The organism is Methylotenera sp., from assembly GCF_029945705.1.
In the GTDB taxonomy this organism is placed as follows: Bacteria; Pseudomonadota; Gammaproteobacteria; order Burkholderiales; family Methylophilaceae; genus Methylotenera.
In genome coordinates this window covers 20,425-41,706 of record NZ_JAQSDC010000039.1, presented here as the reverse complement: position 1 = coordinate 41,706, position 21,282 = coordinate 20,425, and the positions used below count along the sequence as shown (strand labels likewise).

At 43.7% G+C, this 21,282-nt stretch carries 18 protein-coding genes; 5 read left to right on the top strand and 13 right to left on the bottom strand.

Features of this window, described 5'->3' with window-relative positions; all coding sequences use genetic code 11:
- Positions 1 to 95: 95 nt before the first annotated feature.
- The 3 genes from PSU78_RS07810 to PSU78_RS07800 form a co-directional block, all read right to left on the bottom strand.
- Positions 96 to 1,454 (bottom strand): sodium-dependent transporter, encoded by a 1,359-nt coding sequence (locus tag PSU78_RS07810; protein WP_300386763.1) that lies wholly within the window; start codon positions 1,452 to 1,454, stop codon positions 96 to 98.
- Between the two features lie 27 nt (positions 1,455 to 1,481).
- Positions 1,482 to 2,810: a sodium:alanine symporter family protein gene (locus tag PSU78_RS07805; protein ID WP_300386760.1), complete on the bottom strand. Its 1,329-nt coding sequence runs from the start codon at positions 2,808 to 2,810 to the stop codon at positions 1,482 to 1,484.
- A gap of 83 nt (positions 2,811 to 2,893) precedes the next feature.
- Positions 2,894 to 4,210, bottom strand: coding sequence for a M18 family aminopeptidase (locus PSU78_RS07800; RefSeq protein ID WP_300386757.1), 1,317 nt, complete (start codon positions 4,208 to 4,210; stop codon positions 2,894 to 2,896).
- Between the two features lie 299 nt (positions 4,211 to 4,509).
- On the opposite strand from PSU78_RS07800, the gene eat reads away from it, so the two are divergent.
- The 3 genes from eat (at position 4,510) to eutC (ending at position 8,287) form a co-directional block, all read left to right on the top strand.
- A complete protein-coding gene (eat, locus tag PSU78_RS07795; protein WP_300386754.1) occupies positions 4,510 to 5,868 on the top strand; it encodes an ethanolamine permease in 1,359 nt (452 codons plus the stop codon).
- A 150-nt stretch (positions 5,869 to 6,018) separates the two neighbouring features.
- Positions 6,019 to 7,416: an ethanolamine ammonia-lyase subunit EutB gene (locus tag PSU78_RS07790; RefSeq protein ID WP_367186334.1), complete on the top strand. Its 1,398-nt coding sequence runs from the start codon at positions 6,019 to 6,021 to the stop codon at positions 7,414 to 7,416.
- Between the two features lie 25 nt (positions 7,417 to 7,441).
- Positions 7,442 to 8,287 carry an ethanolamine ammonia-lyase subunit EutC gene (gene eutC, locus PSU78_RS07785; RefSeq protein WP_300386748.1) on the top strand — a complete coding sequence of 282 codons (846 nt, stop codon included), beginning with the start codon at positions 7,442 to 7,444 and terminating at the stop codon, positions 8,285 to 8,287.
- Positions 8,288 to 8,340: 53 nt separating this feature from the next.
- Here the strand turns inward: eutC and PSU78_RS07780 are convergent, their stop codons facing one another.
- From PSU78_RS07780 to dusB, 6 genes are all read right to left on the bottom strand, one after another.
- On the bottom strand, positions 8,341 to 9,345 hold the full coding sequence (locus tag PSU78_RS07780) for a helix-turn-helix domain-containing protein (protein WP_300386745.1): 1,005 nt from the start codon (positions 9,343 to 9,345) through the stop codon (positions 8,341 to 8,343).
- Between the two features lie 292 nt (positions 9,346 to 9,637).
- Positions 9,638 to 10,576 carry an oxygen-dependent coproporphyrinogen oxidase gene (gene hemF, locus PSU78_RS07775; RefSeq protein WP_300386742.1) on the bottom strand — a complete coding sequence of 313 codons (939 nt, stop codon included), beginning with the start codon at positions 10,574 to 10,576 and terminating at the stop codon, positions 9,638 to 9,640.
- Positions 10,577 to 10,578: 2 nt separating this feature from the next.
- Positions 10,579 to 11,847 (bottom strand): phosphoribosylamine--glycine ligase, encoded by a 1,269-nt coding sequence (gene purD, locus PSU78_RS07770; RefSeq protein ID WP_300386739.1) that lies wholly within the window; start codon positions 11,845 to 11,847, stop codon positions 10,579 to 10,581.
- A gap of 57 nt (positions 11,848 to 11,904) precedes the next feature.
- Positions 11,905 to 13,512: a bifunctional phosphoribosylaminoimidazolecarboxamide formyltransferase/IMP cyclohydrolase gene (gene purH / locus PSU78_RS07765; protein ID WP_300386736.1), complete on the bottom strand. Its 1,608-nt coding sequence runs from the start codon at positions 13,510 to 13,512 to the stop codon at positions 11,905 to 11,907.
- Positions 13,513 to 13,565: 53 nt separating this feature from the next.
- A complete protein-coding gene (locus PSU78_RS07760; RefSeq protein WP_300386733.1) occupies positions 13,566 to 13,799 on the bottom strand; it encodes a helix-turn-helix domain-containing protein in 234 nt (77 codons plus the stop codon).
- Entirely contained in the window at positions 13,799 to 14,836 is a 1,038-nt protein-coding gene (gene dusB / locus PSU78_RS07755; RefSeq protein ID WP_300386730.1) for a tRNA dihydrouridine synthase DusB, read from the bottom strand. The genes PSU78_RS07760 and dusB overlap by 1 nt, the downstream gene beginning before the upstream one ends.
- A 175-nt stretch (positions 14,837 to 15,011) precedes the next feature.
- On the opposite strand from dusB, the gene PSU78_RS07750 reads away from it, so the two are divergent.
- Positions 15,012 to 16,307, top strand: a complete 1,296-nt coding sequence (locus PSU78_RS07750; protein WP_300386727.1) for an MFS transporter — start codon at positions 15,012 to 15,014, stop codon at positions 16,305 to 16,307.
- Between the two features lies 1 nt (position 16,308).
- Here PSU78_RS07750 and PSU78_RS07745 read toward each other — a convergent pair whose 3' ends face one another.
- Both PSU78_RS07745 and PSU78_RS07740 read right to left on the bottom strand, forming a co-directional pair.
- On the bottom strand, positions 16,309 to 16,590 hold the full coding sequence (locus PSU78_RS07745) for a YkgJ family cysteine cluster protein (protein ID WP_300386724.1): 282 nt from the start codon (positions 16,588 to 16,590) through the stop codon (positions 16,309 to 16,311).
- Between the two features lie 14 nt (positions 16,591 to 16,604).
- On the bottom strand, positions 16,605 to 17,357 hold the full coding sequence (locus PSU78_RS07740; RefSeq protein ID WP_300386721.1) for a molybdopterin-binding protein: 753 nt from the start codon (positions 17,355 to 17,357) through the stop codon (positions 16,605 to 16,607).
- Positions 17,358 to 17,531: 174 nt separating this feature from the next.
- Between PSU78_RS07740 and PSU78_RS07735 the strand changes: the two genes are divergently transcribed.
- Positions 17,532 to 18,713: a diguanylate cyclase gene (locus PSU78_RS07735; protein WP_300386719.1), complete on the top strand. Its 1,182-nt coding sequence runs from the start codon at positions 17,532 to 17,534 to the stop codon at positions 18,711 to 18,713.
- A 101-nt stretch (positions 18,714 to 18,814) separates the two neighbouring features.
- On the opposite strand, the gene PSU78_RS07730 is transcribed toward PSU78_RS07735, so the two are convergent.
- Positions 18,815 to 19,591, bottom strand: coding sequence for a hypothetical protein (locus tag PSU78_RS07730; RefSeq protein ID WP_300386716.1), 777 nt, complete (start codon positions 19,589 to 19,591; stop codon positions 18,815 to 18,817).
- Positions 19,592 to 19,716: 125 nt separating this feature from the next.
- The gene (locus PSU78_RS07725) at positions 19,717 to 21,255 is read right to left on the bottom strand and encodes an alkaline phosphatase (RefSeq protein ID WP_300386713.1); all 1,539 of its coding nucleotides are present in this window, start codon (positions 21,253 to 21,255) and stop codon (positions 19,717 to 19,719) included.
- Positions 21,256 to 21,282: the final 27 nt, after the last annotated feature.

Sequence of the window (21,282 nt, the reverse complement as noted above, 5' to 3'; positions counted from 1 at the left end):
AGTAGTAAATGAAAAGCCAGCTCAAAAAGCTGGCTTTTTCTATCAGTACGCTTTATTTATTGATGAACTGGATTTATTAATGAGAGCTGGCAGATTTATTTCACAAGCCCAAACAGATACAAGAACACTGCCCCAATAGCGATGGGGGCAATGTAGTTGTTAGTAAAGCGCCAGAGTTTGAAATGTTGATCATTTAAGTCTAACTCTTCTTGCGCATGGTGTTTATTCATAAAATAACCTGCAAAAATCGCCATCAATAGTCCACCAAGCGGCAATAAGATAGTGGAAGTTAGTTTATCCAGTGTTTCAAAAATATTCAGTCCAAATACTATTTTTATTGCTTTCCATTCGTTGAAAGATAACACCACGGCAGTACCAAGTATCCAAACGACTAGCCCAATTGCCCATGCTGCAGTATGGCGTTTAATTTTGGTGTTTTCTACAATCCATGCGATAGCAGGTTCAACCAATGAAATCGATGAAGTCCAAGCAGCAAATGCGACAAGTATGAAAAATAACATACCAATAAAGCCACCTGCAGGCATGTGACCGAAAGCAATCGGCAGCGTTTGAAATATTAGGCCTGGTCCTGCATTTGGCGCTAAATGATTGGCAAACACTAAAGAGTAAATGGCTAGGCCTACTAATAAACCAAGCATGGTGTCTGCCAGTGCAATGTAAATGGTAGTGCGCGCAATAGAGACATTACGCTGAAGGTATGAGCCATACACCATGACCGCGCCCATACCTAAACTAAGTGAAAAGAACGCATGCCCTAGGGCAGATAACACTGCAACGGGTTTGATTTTAGAAAAGTCAGGCTTGAACATGAATTGAAAGGCTGCATGCATATCACCCACTGACATGCTGTAGCCTAGTAATATCAACAGGATGGCAAACAGTGAAGGAATAAGAATGTTGTTAGCTTTTTCTAGGCCAGAGTTGACACCATGCGCTACCACGCTCATGGTCATGAACATAAATAATGTGTGCCAACCTAGTAGCTGCAATGGGGAGGCTAATAAAGCATCGAAGTTGGCGGTAGATTGCGTTGCAGTAATTTGACTAAAACTGCCACGAGCGGCTTCAATAATATAGGCTAGAACCCAGCCGCCAATAACGCTATAGAAGCTCAATATCAACAATCCAGTGAGCATGCCCATGCCGCCTAGATATTTCCAAGCCGTAGATCTTTTTGCTTCAATTGCGAGTGCTTGCATGCCATCAAGTGGATTTTTTTGTGCGCGACGACCGAGTAATATTTCAGTCATCATCAATGGGATGCCCACTAAAAAAATGCAGGCGACAAATACCAATACAAATGCACTGCCGCCATTCACACCTATCATGTAGGGTAGTTTCCAAATATTACCCAAGCCAATTGCCGAGCCAGCCGTGGCTAGCATGAATGTCCAGCGACTGTTCCAATGGCTACGGTGTGATGGATGGCTCATATTTTAGAAGTAGTTTAAAAATAACGATTAGTGTTTCTCGCTAAAGAATCTGTCAGTTTCTGCTTTGACTACTTTCGAGAGTAGTAATAAACCAATCAGATTCGGAATCGCCATCATGCCGTTCATTAGGTCTGAGAAATTCCAAACTAACTCTAGGCTCATGGTTGCGCCTACAATCACAGCAGCGGTAAAAACGACGCGATAAATAGCAATCGATTTAGAACCAAATAAGTACTCAATGGCTTTCTCACCGTAGTAATTCCAGCCAATCAATGTAGAGTAAGCGAATAATGCAGTTGAAATGGCGACGATGATTTTACCTGTATCGCCCAATGTTTCAGCCATGCTGGCACTGGTGAGTTCGCTTGCGCTTACACCTTGTGTCCAAGAAGTTGCCGTTAAGATGATCAGTGCGGTCATGGTGCAAACCACTAGAGTATCAATAAAGGTCTGTGTCATGCTAACCAAGGCTTGTTTCACTGGGTCGGCAGTGCGCGCTGCGGCGGCTGCGATTGGCGCAGATCCCAAACCAGACTCATTAGAGAACACACCACGAGCAATACCATAGCGCATGGCTGCTGCAATGGTAGCACCCGCAAAGCCGCCAGTGGCGGAGGCAGGGCTAAATGCGCTGGAGAAAATTAAACCAAAAGCATGTGGAATTTGGTCCGCATGAATAAATAAAACGACTAAGGAAGTGCTGACATAGCCCACAATCATAAACGGTACTAAGAACGAGGTGAATTTACCAATAGATTTAATGCCGCCAAGTATGACCGCGCCAGTGAGTATCATCAGCACCCAACCAGTAATATAGGGTGCGATATGAAAGGTGGATTCGAAAATTTTAGCGGTAGCATTGGCTTGCGTCATGTTGCCAATACCAAATGCGGCGCAGGCTGTGAATACTGCGAATATTGTCCCTAACCAAGGTAAGCCTGCCCCTTTGGCTAGGTAATACATTGGTCCACCACGCATGCCATGCGGGCCTTTTTCTCTGTATTTCATGGCTAATACGGCTTCTGAATATTTAGTAGCCATGCCCACCAAGCCCGTCATCCACATCCAAAATACTGCACCTGGACCGCCAAGTGTAATTGCGGTGGCTACGCCGACGATATTGCCAATCCCTACTGTGGCGGCAAGCGCAGTCATCAATGCCGCAAAATGCGAAATATCGCCTTCATGGTGATGGTCTTTGCGAAATACAAGTTTGAAGGCTAGTGGCAATGCACGAAACTGCATGCCTTTAAGTAAAATGGTGAGGTAAAGCCCAGTACCTACTAGTAGGGTTAACATTGGTGGACCCCACACCCAGCCAGAAAGAGTAGAGATGAGCGCCTCGAATGTTTGCATGCTGATTTACCAGTAGGTTGAATTAAGTTTGATTATAGACATAAATTCATTATTGTGTGCGGCACATAAACTCTCGCTTGCGACTAACTATTGAATAGCGCTTTCAATACAGCAATCATATAGCTGTGGTCTAGCACGCCAGCACTTTCGCGTATGCTGTGCATCGCCCACATCGGGTTGCCAACATCCACGCTTGCTACTCCAAGTTGAGCCGCTAATATCGGGCCTATTGTGCTACCGCAACCTAAATCGGTGCGATGCGCGTATTGCTGGTAAGGTACTTCTGCACGTTTGCAAAGCTGAATAAAGCGCGCGGCCGTATCTGCATTGGTGCTATAGCGTTGATTTGCGTTGGTTTTAATCACAGGGCCTTGGTTTACAAGTGCGTGGTGACAGGGTTCGTAGCTGCTTGCATGGTTAGGATGGAATGCATGAGCCATATCTGCACTCACAAAAAAGCTATTTGCGAGTGCGCGTAAACGGTCTTCTGTGCTTGTGTTGGTTGATGCGCAAATGCGCGTAATCACATCATTCATAAAGCTTCCACTTGCACCAGTTGCGCTTTCACTACCAACCTCTTCATGGTCAAATAGTGCGCAGATGTTAGTGCTATCTGGCTTTTTATCGCTCAATAAAGCGCTTATAGCCGCATGGCAAGAGGCGAGATTGTCTAATTGACTATTGGCGATAAACTCTTCATTTAGACCCCAAAAGCTACCTTTTTGTGTGTCGTAAACGCTTAAATCCCAAGTCATAATGTCAGCAGGTTCTACTTTTAATTGCTCTGCAAGCACGCTGGTTAGCTGTGTTTGTGCCTCGGCGCTGTCAGCAGCAAAGCCAAAAATAAGCGGTAAGCCAGTTTGTTTGTTAAGTACCAAACCCTTGTCATTCACCTCACGATTCATATGAATGGCGAGGTTAGGTAAGCGCACAACTGAACTGCTAAATTGTACGTGGCGCGCCACGTGTGAGTTGCCATCGCGCACCATCACGCGCCCAGCTAGGCTCAAATCGCGGTCGGTAAACGTAGCTAAAATAGGGCCGCCGTATACTTCAACGCCAAGTTGAGCAATGCCTTGGCTGCTGAATGCGGCTTTTGGCTTTAAGCGCAACCCAGGTGAATCAGTATGCGCGCCAACAATACGAAAACCTGTTTCTGCTAACGCTTGGTTGCCAATAACAAAGGCAATAATAGAAGCACCATCACGCACCACATAATAACGACCACTCTTTTTAAACTGCCAAGGCTGGTTTTCTATGAGCGGCTTAAAACCATTTTCTTTTAATAATTTCGCTACACTGTCAACCGCATGCCAAGGGCTTGGACTTGCGTCAATGAAGTTAAGCAAGTCTTGGGCTTGCACTTTTGCGTGGATCAGAGAGTTTGTTTCGACGGGCATTTTTGTCTTAAATATTTTACATAGATGCTGGAAGTTTATCATGCCAGTGTTTCATCACCAATTCTCCAATAATGTTGATATTGAGCGCTGAATATCACTAGTTAACCTTAATTTAAGAAGCCTGTTAAATATAAAACAACCAAAATGAACGAAGTGCTGATTGCCAAAATGGGATAGTGCAATTTCCTAAAAAGTTACACTATCGCATTCAGGCTAACATATTGTGGTCACAATGCTTTAAGTTGGTGACCATTAAGGGTGCCATTTTCATACAAAGGTTCATACTAAGGAGAGTAGTAATGAGTTCATCATTAAAAGCCACGCTAAATGGCTGGCATTTGTGGGGGTTAGCCGTTGGGTTGGTCATATCGGGTGAGTATTTTGGTTGGAGTTATGGTTGGGATAAGGCCGGCACGCTAGGCTTTCTTGTCACCTCTATTTTAATCGCAATTATGTATACAACATTTATTTTTAGTTTTACTGAATTAACAACTTCCATTCCTCACGCTGGTGGACCTTTTGCTTATGCACGACGTGCATTTGGCTCAAAAATGGCCTATGTAGCAGGGTTTGCTACGCTGGTTGAATTCGTGTTTGCACCACCTGCAATTGCGATGGCTATTGGCGCTTATTTGAATGTGCAGTTCCCGGGAGTTGATCCTAAAATGTTTGCGATGGGAGCCTATGTAGTATTTGTTGCCTTGAATATCATCGGTGTACGAATAGCTGCTACGTTTGAATTGTTCGTGACCATATTGGCTATTTTTGAATTGTTAGTATTTATGGGCGTGGTTTCACCGGGTTTTTCTATGAGCAATTTTGTGGCGAATGGTTGGGCTGGTCAGAATGATTTTAGTATGGCGGCTATTCCTGGCATGGTTGCCGCTATTCCTTTTGCTATTTGGTTCTTCTTAGCCATTGAAGGGGTTGCCATGGCAGCAGAAGAAGCTGAAGATCCTAAAAGAACTATTCCTAAGGCTTACATCGGTGGGATTTTAACTTTACTGGTGTTGGCAATTGGCGTGATGATATTTGCGGGTGGTGCAGGTGATTGGAAAGCACTTTCAAATATTAACGACCCATTACCGCAAGCCATGAAAATGATTGTTGGTGAACATAGTGGTTGGTTGCATATGTTGGTCTGGATAGGTTTGTTTGGCCTGATTGCCTCATTCCATGGCATTATTCTTGGCTACTCACGTCAGATATTTGCTTTGTCACGCGCAGGTTATATGCCCAAATACTTTGGTGAGGTTAATAATAAATTCAAAACGCCGCACCGTGCAATTATTGCTGGTTCAGTAGTTGGTGTTGCTGCGATTATGGGCGATAGCTTTCAATTTGCAGGTCAAACATTGACTGCAAACTTGATTACTATGGCTGTATTTGGGGCGATTGTGATGTATATCGTGTCAATGATGAGTTTGTTTGCACTACGTAAAAATGAGCCTAATTTAGAACGCCCATTTGCAGCCGTGGCCTATCCGCTATTTCCAGCAATTGCCTTGGGTTTAGCTGTGATTAGTTTGGTGACAATGATTTATTACAATCAACAATTGACTATGGTGTTTTTTGGTTTAATGGCGCTAGGCTATATTTACTTCAGTATGACGCAGCATCATCGTGATGCATCTGCTGATAATAAAGTCGCAGCCTAGGTGTTTTAGGGTTAAGTCGCGCTAGAGTTGATTTCTAGCGCGGTTAGTTTTATCTTTATGTGATGTGCATTTACTTTTAGTGATAGTCACTAAAAGTAAATGCACATCAAGTAATGATAGAAGAGTAAATAAAAGTGAAGTGAGTACATGATGAGCTATCAATATACTGCGGGAGTACATACTTATCAGTTCGCAGACCTGAAATGTGTGTTGGCTAAAGCAACTCCAGCGCGCTCCGGCGATTATCTTGCAGGTGTAGCTGCTGAAACCTATGCAGAACGCATGGCTGCCAGAATGTGTTTAGCTGCCATCCCACTTAAAAGGTTTTTGGAAGAGTTAATCATCCCCTATGAAACCGATGAGGTGACACGGCTCATTGTTGATACGCATGATAAGCAGGCATTTGCCGAAATTAGCCACCTGACTGTCGGCGATTTTCGTGATTGGTTACTATCTGATATTGCAGACTCTGCTACTTTAAAACGTGTGGCACCTGGTATCACTCCAGAGATGGCAGCCGCTGTGAGTAAACTGATGCGCAATCAGGATTTAATCCTTGTTGCTAAAAAATGTCATGTGATAACCGCATTTCGAAATACTATCGGCTTGCCTGGGCATATCTCGGTACGCTTACAGCCAAACCATCCAACCGATGATCCACGCGGCATTGCTGCCTCACTGTTAGATGGCCTGCTTTACGGCTCGGGTGATGCTGTGATTGGCATTAATCCTGCCACAGATAGCCTACCTGCTTTAATGAACTTATATTATTTGGTGGATGAAGTCATCAACCAATACAACATTCCTACCCAGTCCTGCATACTCACGCATGTGACAAACCAGATTCAATTGATTGAAAAAGGCGCGCCGCTCGACTTGGTATTTCAGTCTATTGCGGGTACCGAAAAAGCGAATAAAAGTTTCGGCATAGATATAGCGTTGCTTAAAGAAGCTCAGTCGGCAGCTTTGTCATTAAATCGTGGCACGGTGGGTAACAATGTCATGTATTTTGAAACAGGCCAAGGTTCGGTGTTATCCGCCAATGCTAATTTTGGCGTGGATCAACAAACCTGCGAAGCCCGTGCCTACGCGATTGCAAGGCATCTATCTCCTTTGCTGACTAATACCGTTGTCGGTTTTATTGGCCCAGAGTACCTATATGATGGTAAACAAATTATACGTGCAGGTTTAGAAGATCACTTTTGCGGCAAATTGTTAGGCGTACCTTTGGGTTGCGATGTTTGCTATACCAATCATGCAGAAGCCGATCAGGATGATATGGATACGTTAATGACTCTGCTAGCGACTGCTGGGTTGACCTTCATTATGGGCATTCCTGGCTCTGATGACATCATGCTTAACTATCAAACCACTTCATTCCATGATGCCTTATATCTGCGTAAAGTACTAGGTTTAAAAGCGGCACCAGAGTTTGAGCTATGGCTTAAGAAAATGAATATTATGGATGCACAAGGCCAGATGCAAGCCGTGAAGAGCGGGCATAGTATGTTGCAAAATATGCCCAAAAATTTACTGAGTGCGGCATAATTGTTTTATCAATATGGCGGAAAGTATGACTAAAAAACCAGATAGCGTATTGCCCGAAACTCCTGAAGTTTCAGACTCGCTTACAGCGGATGCTTTTTCCATAGATCCGTGGATACAGTTAAAAAAATTCACACAAGCTCGAATTGCATTGGGGCGTGTAGGCAGTAGCTTGCCAACTAAAGAAGTGCTTGATTTTGGTTTGGCACATGCAATGGCTCGTGATGCCGTACATTTAGCTTTAGATGTAGATGTGCTAGAAGCTGGTATTCAATCACAAGGCTTTAATACGCTTCGGGTGCACAGTCGCGCACCCGATCGCGCCAGCTATTTACTTCGTCCCGATTGGGGACGTAGCCTCAATCAAGATAGTTTGAATGTTTTAGAGGACTACAAAAAGCAGAAAGTTGATATAGCAGAGCCAATTGATTTTTTAATTGTGGTAGGTGATGGTTTATCATCCTTAGCTGTTTCACGGCATGTGCAACCCATGCTTGAAGCGCTTCGTAATGTCCTACCTGTGGAATGGAAGCTAGGCCCAGTAGTGATAGCTAGTCAGGCACGCGTCGCTATTTCAGATGAAATTGGGCAAGCGCTAGGGGCGCGTATGGTGGCTATGCTCATCGGTGAGCGTCCAGGATTGAGTTCGCCAGATAGTCTAGGGGTTTACCTAACATACTCACCAAAACGTGGTGGTAGCGATGCAGATCGAAACTGTATTTCTAACGTGCGTCCTGAAGGTTTGCATTATGCTGCGGCGGCTAAAAAGCTCGTGTGGTTAGCTAAAGAAGCATCAAGACTCAAATTGTCTGGTGTTGCGCTAAAAGATGAAAGTGATATGCAAGAAATCTCCCAGCAAACCTCGCTTGAATAGACAAAAAAGCTAAACTCTATGTTGATTCCCTTGCAGCAATGGGCTGCAAGTCATTAATGATTTTGGCGTCTTTTAAACGTGACTGATGGCAGCTCCCCAAACATCTTTTTATATTCCTGTGCAAAGTGCCCAAAGTGCCAAAATCCCCAATGCGCAGCAGCCTCAGTCACTGACTTCTCCGTTCTGAGCATCGCTCGCACGCCATTTAAACGCTCAGCTCTCAAGTAAGCCATTGGAGTAGTATTCAGCAGGTTTTGAAAGCAATATTGCAAAGTACGTCGACTGATACCTAGTTGTGTACATACTTCAGCGACACTTATTGGATCGTCTACATTATTTCGCACGAGTTCACGCGTTTCAGCAATAATGTGCCAGCATTTAGTATTGGTCATTGCCGCATGTTGTAGTGCTCTATCCCTTGAGTCTGGCGTGTCTACCAAACATTCAGTTAACAGGGAGATGACAGACTTGCTTAGAGAAGTGCGGTTTTTCTTGCTTTCTAATAGCTGAGGGTTCTGATTAATCATGGCAAATGCCCCTGTCATGAAGTCACGCACTGCACAGGTTCTGGTGTCGTCGATATGCAATAGATTGGCTTGTGAAATGTGATGCAATGCAAGCTCGGCATCTTCCGCGTTGAGTGTATTTAACAGCGCGTCACGTTTAACTGAAATTCCCGCCATCAACAATTGTGTTGGTGAGAAAAATTCAAATCCATTCACACCTGAAAAAACATGCATGGACTGATGATTGCATGCTGACCCACAAAATAAACCGTTGCCACTGAATTGAAGTGGCACGCCAACTGCTATGACATCCTCTTTCAGTTGGCCATTTTGAAATAAGCTTTGGCTGCTGTATTCTAAGAATAAGTGCATGTTGTCAAAGCGCATTTCAGAAACATAACCTTCAAAGCCACCAGATGAAAGTTGAGCATAACCTTGATTCCAGCCTTCCAGCAAAACGGCCTGCTCTTCAAAGTCTTTAGTAGACTGAAAATTTACTACAGATTCAGCTGAGCTATCTAAGGCTAATTCAGGTTGGGTAAGAACTCGCATTATGACACTCCATATTAACTGCTAATTAACATGCAATAAATATGCCAGTATAAACTGGCTTTATTTTTATAAATCAAGTAGATATTTGTATTTTAATGCACCAAAAGTTAGCGTATTGGTGCTTTGTGCATACTTTTGTAGCAGTATAATTTTACTTGGAAGGTGCTCAACTTCAACAGTTGCATGCAGGATAGTAGCAGAAAATAAATAATAATATGATTAATTGATTTGCTAAAAAATTAAGGGGCATTCGATGATGTCGAATGCCCCTTACGTGTTTAGAAAATGAGTTTTACGTTGCCAACGAAAGCCAATCTTTGTCAATCAGGAAGTCAGAGTAAAGTTTAGCTTCAGGGCTACCTGTTTCTGGTTTCCAGTCATAACGCCATTTAACGATAGGCGGCATCGATAGCAGAATAGATTCGGTACGACCATTCGATTGAAGCCCAAAAATCGTGCCACGGTCATAGATTAGATTAAATTCGACATATCGCCCACGACGATAAGCTTGAAAGTCACGCTCCCGTTCGCCATAAGGAGTATCTTTACGGCGTTGCACGATAGGCAAGTAAGCTTGCAGGAATGAGTCAGCGACTGCGCGATGAAAATCAAAGCTACGTTCAAAACCTAACTCGCTAAAATCATCGTAAAAAATACCGCCGATACCACGCGGTTCTTTACGATGTTTTAAGTAGAAATATTCGTCACACTCTTTTTTAAATTTCGGATAATAACTTGTATCAAAGGCATCTAATGCGGTTTTGTTGGTGCGGTGAAAATGTTCTGCATCTTCTTCAAAGCCATAATACGGCGTTAAATCCATACCACCACCAAACCACCAAATGTCTTGCTCGGACTCATTTTGGGCTTTGGCAATAAAAAAACGTACATTCATATGTACGGTTGGAATGTACGGATTGCGCGGGTGAAACACCAGTGACACTCCCATTGCCTCCCATGGGCGGCCAGCCGCTTCAGGATGCGCAACACTAGCTGCTGGTGGTAACTTTGTACCTAATACGTGAGAAAATCCGACGCCAGCACGTTCAAATACATTGCCTTCTTCAAGCAAGCAAGAGTTACCACCACCACCTTCAGGGCGTTGCCAGCTATCTTGCAGGAACGTTTTACCATCCACCAACTCAATGGCTTCTATAATTTTTGTCTGCAGTTTCTGCAGGTAATTGTAGATGTCACTAGTATTGATATGACTAGCGTTGGCAGTATTCATGATTAGCCTTTAATCGCGCGATAGCCAATATCTTTACGATATTGTGCGCCATTAAATTTAATTTCGTCGATGATTTTATACGCTTGCTGATGTGCAAATTTAACGGTTTCGCCTAATGCCGTGACGCAAAGCACACGACCACCACTCGTCAATATTTTGCCATCTTTAAGTGTGGCGCCAGCATGAAACACATGCGCATCCACTAGATTTTTTGGTAAGCCGGTAATTTCATCACCTAATCTTGGCGTGTCTGGGTAGTTGGCAGAGGCCATGACAACGCCGAGCGCTGTGCGTCTGTCCCATTCGGTTTCTGCTTGGTCTAATGTGCCATTTACCGCATGTTCTGCGAGTGCTACAAAGTCACTTTTAAGTCGCAGCATAATCGGCTGTGTTTCTGGGTCGCCCATACGGCAGTTAAACTCTAATGTTTTAACGCCACCATCTGGCGAAATCATCAAGCCTGCATATAGAAAGCCGGTGTAAGGAATGCCGTCTTTCATCATGCCATCAACGGTAGGGCGAATAATTTCTCGCATCACTTTTGCGTGAATTTCTGGCGTAACTACTGGTGCAGGTGAATATGCACCCATGCCGCCAGTATTGGGACCTTGGTCGCCATCTTGCAAGCGTTTATGGTCTTGGCTAGTGGCAAGCGCTAAAATATTTTTGCCATCTACCATCACAATAAAGCTAGCTTCTTCACCTGTTAAAAATTCTTCAATCACCACGCGTGCGCCTGCACTGCCTAGCTTGTTGTCAGAAAGCATCGCATCTATAGCTGCGTGTGCTTCGTCGTTAGACATGGCGACTACAACACCTTTACCTGCAGCTAAGCCATCGGCTTTAATCACAATGGGTGCACCTTGAGCTGTAACATAATCGTGCGCAAGTTTAGCATCGGTAAAAGTCGCGTATGCCGCCGTTGGAATGTTGTGGCGCACCATGAATGCTTTAGCGAAATCTTTTGAGCTTTCTAATTGCGCAGCGGCTTTAGTTGGGCCAAAAATTTTCAGACCATTAGCGCGAAATACATCTACAACCCCTTGTGATAAAGGCGCTTCTGGACCCACAACAGTCAGCTGGATTTGTTCTTTTAGCGCAAATTCTAGTAAGTCTTGTACGCTAGAAATCGGTACGTTGATCATATCAGGGTTGAGAGCGGTGCCAGCGTTACCAGGCGCGACATAGACGCGGCTAACTTCTTTATTCTGCGCAATTTTCCAAGCAAGCGCATGTTCGCGACCACCACTGCCAATGACCATTACTTTCATATTTTAGCTTTACCCTAGTTTTTATAGATTTTTAGTGGTGATTAGTGTCCGTGGTGACTAATGTCTAAAGTGGCGAATACCAGTCACTACCATGACCAAGCCGTGCTCATCAGCTGCCGCAATGACTTCTTCATCACGCATGCTACCACCCGGATGAATCACGCAGCTTGCACCAGCTTCTGCTAGCGCATCAATGCCATCACGGAATGGGAAGAAAGCATCAGAAGCCACCACTGAATTTTGCAAGCTTAAACCTGCATTTTGCGCTTTGATAATTGCAATTTTCGTGCTGTCGATACGGCTCATTTGACCAGCGCCTACGCCCAGCGTCATTTCGTTACCGCAGAAAACAATTGCGTTTGATTTCACATATTTCGCTACGCGCCAAGCAAATAGCATATCGGCCATTTGCTGTGGAGTTGGTTGTTTTTTGCTGATGACTTTTAAATCAGATTGGCTAATTTCATGATTATCAGCTGTTTGGATCAGGATGCCAGAACCGACACGTTTGCTTTCATGTGAGTTGCGACCTTGTTCCCAAGCCGTTGCCCCGCCAGTTGGCAATGCGATTTTAAGTACGCGAACATTCGCTTTTGCAGCAAAAATTGCCAGCGCTTCAGCGGTGTAATCAGGTGCAATCAGCACTTCCACAAATTGTTTGCTGACGATTTCTGCAGCCGCTTTATCAACAGTAGTGTTGAAAGCAATAATGCCGCCAAATGCGCTACTTGGGTCAGTTTGAAAAGCTTTTGAGTATGCGTCTAGGGCAGTTGCACCAAGCGCTACGCCACATGGGTTTGCGTGTTTAACGATGACACAGGCCGTAGTGTCGAAAGATTTAACCGCTTCCCAAGCAGCATCGCCATCGGCAATATTGTTAAAACTTAATTCTTTACCTTGCAATTGTTGCGCAGTCACCAATGAGCCATGCGCTGGGTGTAGGTCGCGATAAAAAGCCGCTTGCTGATGTGGGTTTTCGCCGTAGCGTAAATCTTGTACTTTGACAAAATTAGTGTTGCTTTGCGCAGGAAATTGATGCGATACAGGCTTTTTGCTCGCCATGCTTGCCGCATAATCAATAGCTGATAAGTAGTTACTAATGGCTGCATCATATTGCGATACGCGGTTAAATGCGGCAACTGATAGCGCAAAAGTTGTCGCTTCCGCAAGCGCGCCGCCAGTGCTTTGCAACTCGCTTACTACATCTGCATATTGGCTCGCATCGGTTAACACTGCTACGTCTTTCCAATTTTTTGCAGCAGAACGTACCATCGCTGGGCCGCCGATGTCGATATTTTCAATCGCATCTTCAAGTGTACAATTTGGCTTTGCAGCCGTGGCTTCAAAAGGGTAAAGATTCACCACGACCATGTCGATATTTGGAATATTAGCTGCTTTCATAGCGGCTACATGTTCAGGCAAATCACGGCGACCTAAAATACCACCATGTACTTTAGGATGCAGCGTTTTTACGCGGCCATCTAACATTTCAGTAAAGCCAGTGTAATCGCTGACTTCAATCACAGGAATTTGATTATCGCGGAATAGTTTCGCAGTGCCGCCAGTTGATAAGATTTCTACGTTTAATTTAGTTAAAGCTTGTGCTAATTCTAAAATACCTGATTTGTCTGAAACGCTGATTAGCGCACGTTTAATAGTTGCCATTTGAAAACTCTAGAGAAGAAAGTGATTAGTTGGAAGTGAATATTTGCTGTTGCTTATTCGATTTTGTATTGCTGCATTTTTTTACGCAGGGTGTTGCGATTTAAGCCTAGTATTTCTGCCGTTTTGCTTTGGTTGCCACCTGCGTATTGCAATGTGTATTCAAGTAATGGTTTTTCAATGCATGACAACACCATGTCATATAAGGCGTGCGGCGGCTCACCATCAAGATCTTTAAAGTATTGATCTAATGATAATGTTACGCTGTTAGCGAGTTCGCACGGATTCATTATGCCACCTTAAGAACTAGATTGTTGGAGTCAGTATTATCTGTAGAGTCGTATTGCAAACGGTGATCGCGACTTTGCAGATGATCAAAAAACTCATCAATCGCAGAAAGCTGCAAATCTATGGTTTGCAGTGTGTTCATATTATGGCGGAAGTTTGCAGAGTCTTTTAAACCCTTGGTGTACCAAGAAATATGCTTGCGCGCCATGCGCATACCAGTTAACTCGCCATAAAAATCATATAAATCATGCAGGTGTTCTAGCATGACAGCGCGAATTTCTGTGACTTCTGGTGCGGGTAAATGCTCACCGGTTTTAATAAAGTGTTCAATTTCGCGGAAAATCCAAGGTCTGCCTTGCGCGGCACGGCCAATCATGACCGCATCTGCCCCTGTGTAATCCAACACGAATTTAGCTTTTTCTGGGGTGGTAATATCCCCGTTGGCAATGAGTGGGATTTTGATCGCTTGTTTCACCGCAGCAATCGTGTCATATTCAGCATCGCCAGTGTACAAACACGCGCGCGTGCGACCATGCATTGCTAAGGCTTGAACGCCTAAGTCTTCGGCCATTTTGGCAATTTGCACTGCATTGCGATTGTTTTTATCCCAACCTGTGCGAATCTTTAAGGTCACAGGAACATCAACTGCATTCACGACTGCTCTTAAAATTTGTGCAACTAAGGGTTCATCTTTAAGTAATGCAGAACCCGCCATCACGTTGCAGATTTTTTTCGCAGGGCAGCCCATATTAATGTCGATAATCTGCGCACCATTGTCTACGTTATGTCGCGCCGCTTCAGCCATCATTTGCGGGTCTGCGCCAGCAATTTGCACTGAAATAGGGTCAACTTCACCTTCATGATTGGCTCTACGTAAGGTTTTTTCACTGCCGTAGAGCAAGGAGTTTGACGTCACCATTTCACTCACAGCCAAACCTGCGCCCATTTTCTTACATAGCTGGCGGAATGGTCTATCCGTCACACCAGCCATAGGGGCGACAATCAGGTTATTCTTTAAAATGTGTGAGCCGATTTGCATTGTTATTTAGTTTTTAGTAGTTTTTTAGCAATTTTGAATTGTTTCGAGCGAACTGCCTATTTTATACGCAAATGAAGTCTCAGAAAACTTAAATTTTTCGAATGATGCTAAGTTTGTATAATGTTGATGCGTACCTACAACACACTTACGCAACAAGCCATTTGAAAGCCTTACTTTGAATAATCAAAATTTATCTGTCAGTAGTCCATCAACCACGCACATTGCCTTTGCCAGCTTTATTGGTACGGCGATTGAGTTTTATGATTTCTATATTTATGCCATGGCGTCAGCATTGGTGATTGGACAAGTATTTTTTCCTGCGAGCGATCCTACCGCACAAGCGTTGAACGCTTTTTTAACATTCGGTATTGCTTTTATTGCAAGGCCATTAGGTGCGATTGTTTTTGGTCATTTTGGTGACCGCATTGGACGCAAAGCGACCTTAGCCGCTTCATTATTGGTGATGGGGGTTTCTACCTTGTTAATCGGTTGCTTACCTGGCTACGAAATTTTAGGCACTTGGGCCGCTGTGCTACTGTGTTTGTTGCGGTTTGGGCAAGGTTTAGGTTTGGGTGGTGAGTGGGGCGGCGCCGCATTATTAGCCACGGAAAGCGCGCCAGCAGGCAAGCGCGGCTGGTTTGGCATGTTTCCACAGCTTGGCCCATCAATCGGTTTTTTGCTGGCGACGCTAAGTTTTCTGGCTTTAACCCTATATTTATCTGACGATGCATTTAAAGCATGGGGTTGGCGCATTCCGTTTTTCGCGAGTGCTTTGTTGGTGTTGGTTGGGTTATATGTACGTTTTAAACTGGCTGAAACGCCTGCTTTTGCTAAGGCTTTACAACATCAGCAAACGCTCAAAACACCTATTAAATCGCTGTTGAGTCAACATTGGCGTCCTGTATTGCTGGGCGCATTTGCCATGACTGTTTGCTATAACTTGTTTTATACTGCGACTGTATTTTGCCTAAGTTATGGTACTAAAACACTCGGTATTCCGCGTGCTGAGTTTCTTCAAATGTTATGTATTGCTGTGCTGTTTATGGCAGTTATTACGCCAGTTTCAGCAGGTTTTAGTGATAAATTTGGTCGTAAACCCGTATTGTTAGCAGGCTGTTTTTTGGCGGTATTAGCTGGTTTTACCCTCAGTCCATTAATGGCTAGTGGTTCAAGTGTTTTAATTACCTTATTTTTATCCATCGCCTTACTCTTAATGGGCGCGACATTTGCGCCGATGGGCGCATTTCTGCCAGAGCAGTATCCTGTGGCCGTGCGCTATACTGGCGCGGGATTGTCTTACAATTTGGGTGGGATTTTAGGGGCTTCTACCGCGCCTTTTATCTCACAACTGTTGGTCGATAAAGGCGGTTTGGTTTGGGTTGGGTATTATGTTTCAGCGATGGCTTTAGTGAGTTTTTTGGCGGTGATGTTGATGCAGGAAACTAAGCAAGTCGATTTCAATAAGACTTAAATTACATTTTTCTATATCTGGTCTCCACATCTGGCTTAGTCAGGTGCTCTAAATTCGTTAGCCAAATCATTGCTTGCTCACGATCATCGCCACACATTTCTAGGCTAGCTTGTAATCCTGCACAAAACGCAGGTCGTTCAGGCTGACCAAAAATCATACAGCGGTTTCCAATATCCAATTGTATGCAACATACACCCGCAGGTTTGCCGTTAGGCATTCCGGGAATTGGGCTGTTAATAGATGGCGCAGTGCAACATGCGCCACAGTCAGATCTGCATTCCATTTAGCTAGTTTCCTTTATATATTTGCCCAAGGATAGCCAAGTGCAGTGACGCCTGATTTTAGAGCGTCCATTGCAAGTTTTACTTGTTCAGATTCACCTTTCATTCCTAGTTCCGTGGTTCTGCGCTGGTTGCTTCTGGGTAAGCTAAATAATTGCAACATAGGATATTGCGCCAACATATGGTTCATTAAATCAATTAAATCGCTCTCGCCAGCTTCGCTCACTAAGATTGAATCTTCCACATAGTTTTGCGTGTGAAATAAATGCGAGTAGTAGGTTTCTAGCACCCACTCCACCATGGGGTGTGCCATTTCAGGGAAGCCAGGTACAAAATAATGTTGATGAATGCTAAAACCTGCGACGCGATTGATCGGGTTGGGGATTAACTCACAACCTTTGGGGAAGTCAGCCATCAGCACACGTTTTGGGTAAGCACTTTCACCATATTGCGCTTCAATTTCTGCTACCGCGCGAGCGTGGCGTTCAATGGCTACACCAGCGGCATCCGCCGCACATTGCCTTGTAAAGTCATCAGGCGTTGCGCCTATGCCGCCAAAGCTAAACACAATATCACCATGCTCTTTGCTGCGCGCCATACTGGCTTTAAGTGAGTTGGTAATTTGCTCTGGAATATCGCCAAGATAATTCGCCCAAGCAAGCTGCAAGCCACGTGCGGAAAGTAGCTCAATGACTTTGCTTAAGTGTCTATCTTGACGCTTGCCTGAGAGAATTTCGTCCCCGATGATATAAATACCGAAATTTTGCATTGAATGATTCTATTCTTAAAAATTACAGTAACGCCATTTTAGTGTTATGGACAAAATTACTGAGCTATTCCTATAAGATGGACAAACTGATTGAGTAAAGCTATTGCATGTTACATAATGCAATGGTGAGATTATAAAACCAACCTAATAGTTCTTTGTAATAACTTAAATCAAATGAACGATACAAATAAAATGGCTGCCGTAAAAGCAGCACAGCTCCAGCAGATATTAGCTTGCAGTGCCAGAACAATACTGGCAGCTATTACCATGGCGTTTATTCTTGCGTACTTGCAAAGAGATGTGGCTTCTCATGAGTTACTGATTGCTTGGTTAATCGCTTCAGTTGGTGTAAATGCCATTCGTCTAGCCTTTACACGAAACTGTTTACGTGAGCCTACTGCCGATTTTAAAATGATTGAGAGTCGACTCAATAAGTTTCGGTTAGGTGTCATCGTTAGTAGTCTGCTTTGGGGTTCAATCAGTTTGTTCATTTTCACTCCCGAGCTACCCAGATATCACATGTTTGTGATCTATATCCTTGTCGGATTGTCAGCTAGCGCTGTCATTTCTTATTCCGCCGATGTTATTTGCGCCATGGCCTACACTTTATTATCGTTGTTACCTATGCTAATTCGGTCATTTTGGTTTGGCGATGAAATTTCTATTGCTATGAGTATCACAGGCTTCATTTATGTGGCTTACATGCTTGTCAGCATTCGTAATTTCAATCGCAGCATGACGGAAAATATTATTTTACGTTTTGATGCAGTCAAACGTGAAAATGAAATTAAACAGTTGGCTTTTTATGATCAACTCACAAACTTACCTAACCGTCGATTATTGCTTGATCGGCTAGACCACGCACTGACCGTGAGCGCGCGTTCTGGTAGGCGTGGCGCCTTGCTGTTTTTAGATTTAGATCATTTTAAAATGCTAAATGATACGATGGGGCATGCTATGGGTGACTTGCTCTTGAAAAAAGTCGCTGAACGCTTGCTACGTTGTGTGCGAGAAAGCGATACCGTTGCGCGTTTAGGCGGCGATGAGTTTGTCGTCATGCTGGAAGATTTAAGTGAGGATGTGGACGAAGCGACTAAGCAAGTAGAGAAAGTAGCAGACTTAATAATAGAAACACTTAATATTCCGTATATGCTCAATACGCTTGAACATAGCAGTACCCCTAGCATTGGCGTAGCGCTGTTTGGTGAGCATGGTAGCTCACATGAAGAGTTGCTAAAGCATGCGGATATTGCCATGTATCAGGCAAAAAGAGCAGGGCGTAATGTGGTGAGACACTTTGACTTTGCAATGCAACAAGCAGTCAGTACGAAAGACGCCCAAAGCGTAGTCAATTAAAAATTTTTTATTAAATGGCACGTGCTAAGAAAGCCACTTAAAAGAGCTGCAAATTAATTACTTGCAGCTCTAAGCAAGGTATTTACTTAATTAATAACTCTTTAATGATGATGCGCATGTAAGCCTGGCGCACCTTGTGCCTTAGCTAGCCACTCTTTAGCATCATCGTTTTGTTCCATATCACCAATGTCGGTGTAATACACTTGCTGGTAACTGCTTAATACTTCTTCAGTCGTTTTTGGTGCTGGTTTGTTAGCAGATAACGCTTTGCCTGCTACGTTTAATTGACGTAATTGAATCGTGACTTTACTTTTTGGGTAGGTATATTCAATCTTAACGGGAATATGCAACTGCGGTAACCAAAGCAGCTTTACTTTGGCATCATTGACCGTGCCTGCATGAATGGTACCAGTATAGCTTTCGACAGAGTATTCCCCATAATTTGCTGGTTTGTTACTTGTTTTTTTCAGACCTACAAGCTCAGCGTCTGAAACAAGTTGAGAAGTCACTTGCCATTGATTTTCATCAGCATTGATGCCTAACACTCTAAGATCATCAAATAGGTATTCAATGGCACGTTTATCTTCATGCATTAAAAATAAATAGCCAGTTTTACCATCTGGACTATGCCTCCAAATTTCGCCTCGTTTAGCGAGTTGGCCAGATTTACTGTCTATATCACGCAACTCCACCTGCTCAGATTGGCGCATTAACCACCACTGACGTTTAACAGCTTTTTTACATGGCATTGCACATTGTACTGTCTCAAATCTAGCATCTAATGTAGGTAAAGGTTCAGTTTCTGCATAGGCAAAAGTGCTGACTAATAACATTAAAGCCCCTAATAAATTACTCATACTTTTCAATAACACGGTCATGCTTTTTCCTTAAGTGATGCGCATCTAGCCATACTATTTAAACAATAAAAAGTCTGGCAATAGAAAAAAGGTGACTTGCATCGCAAGCCACCTTGTTCATTACAATTTATAAAGATTCAATTAGATTAAAAACCAAATGCATCTTTCATTACTTGGTAGATATAGCTTTGCTCTTGAACACCTTGCATTAAGTAAGCTTTAGGGCCGCCTGCAAAAATTGCAACATCTTCACCCGCATGCGTTTCTCCGCCTTGTAAAGGTACCGTCACTTCTTGATGGAAGTTAGGATCTTCAGTATTCACCGCGGTCATATCTTCAATACGACCAGCGCGCGCTGTTTGGTTGTACACTGCGTCACCAGCTTGATCTTGGTAATAACCAACACCGTTGGCAAAACCAATCGTTGTGTATGGTTTACCGTCAGTGGCTAAATCAGGCGTCGTTTTACCAGGTGAAACCACTTTACCCAAAATAGGGTTGCCGCGTTTTGGGTAACCTGCAATAGTTAATGTGTGGCTATGGTCGGCCGTTACAATCACCAATGTATCGTTCAAATCTACTTTTTCTAAAGCTTTTTTAACAGCATCTGAAAAAGCCACGGCATCGCTCAATGTACGATAAGCATTACCTGCATGAGAGGCATGGTCAATACGGCCGCCTTCAACCATTAAGAAGTAACCTTTTGGGTTGTTTTTTAACACATCAATCGCCTTATCAGTCATCTCTGCTAATGATGGCTCGCCAGCGGTATCAGCTGGGCGATCAAAATCATATTGCATATGTGATGGCTCAAACAAACCTAACAACTTTGTAGTTGAAGCTGGGTTAATGGCATCAAACTGCGCTTTATTCCAAACATATTCACCACCGAATTTACTTGTAAATTCGGTGGTCAGGTTACGACCATCGGTACGACGGCCTTTTGTAGTTGTATATTCTGGGTCAAATGCAGTATTTGGTAAGTAGTAAGTACGACCACCACCCAATGCCACCTCTAAACCATCGCCAATGCCGCCTGCACCAAAGTTATCAATCATTTGTGCAGCAATATCTTTAACGCCACCATTAACCGCGGCAGCAGGTAAGTTAGCGTTCGCTTCCCAATCGCGGTTAGATGTATGTGCGTACGTTGCTGCTGGTGTTGCATGTGTTAGGCGTGCTGTTGATACAATGCCTGTAGCACGACCACTGATTTCGGCTTGCTCAAGAATTGTGGCCACTTTATTAGCTTGAATCACAGCATTGCTTGGCTCTGAACGCACAACAGATTGATTGATAGACAACTCACCATCGTTAGTTTTTACGCCAGACACAATGGCTGTCATGGTTGGTGCTGAATCAGAGGTTTGTTGATTAGCAGAATAGGTTTTAGATAAGGCGACATAAGGTAGTTTTTCAAAAGCTAATTTGTTACGCTCGCCATCTAAACCTTTTTGCTGACCTTCAAAAATACGCGCTGCAGTCACAGTAGAAATACCCATACCGTCACCTACAAATAAAATCACATTTTTAGCGCGTTTAACGTTTGGTACTAATTTTTTAGCTGCAGCAAGTGAAGCAGCGCCATCATTTAACCAAGTATTGGCATCTTCTGCAAAGGCAAATGGTGTTGCAAACGTCATGATTACGGCAAGCGTAGTTGCCTTTAAAGTTAATTGTTTCATTGGTATTGCTCCCTTAAATATATTGCC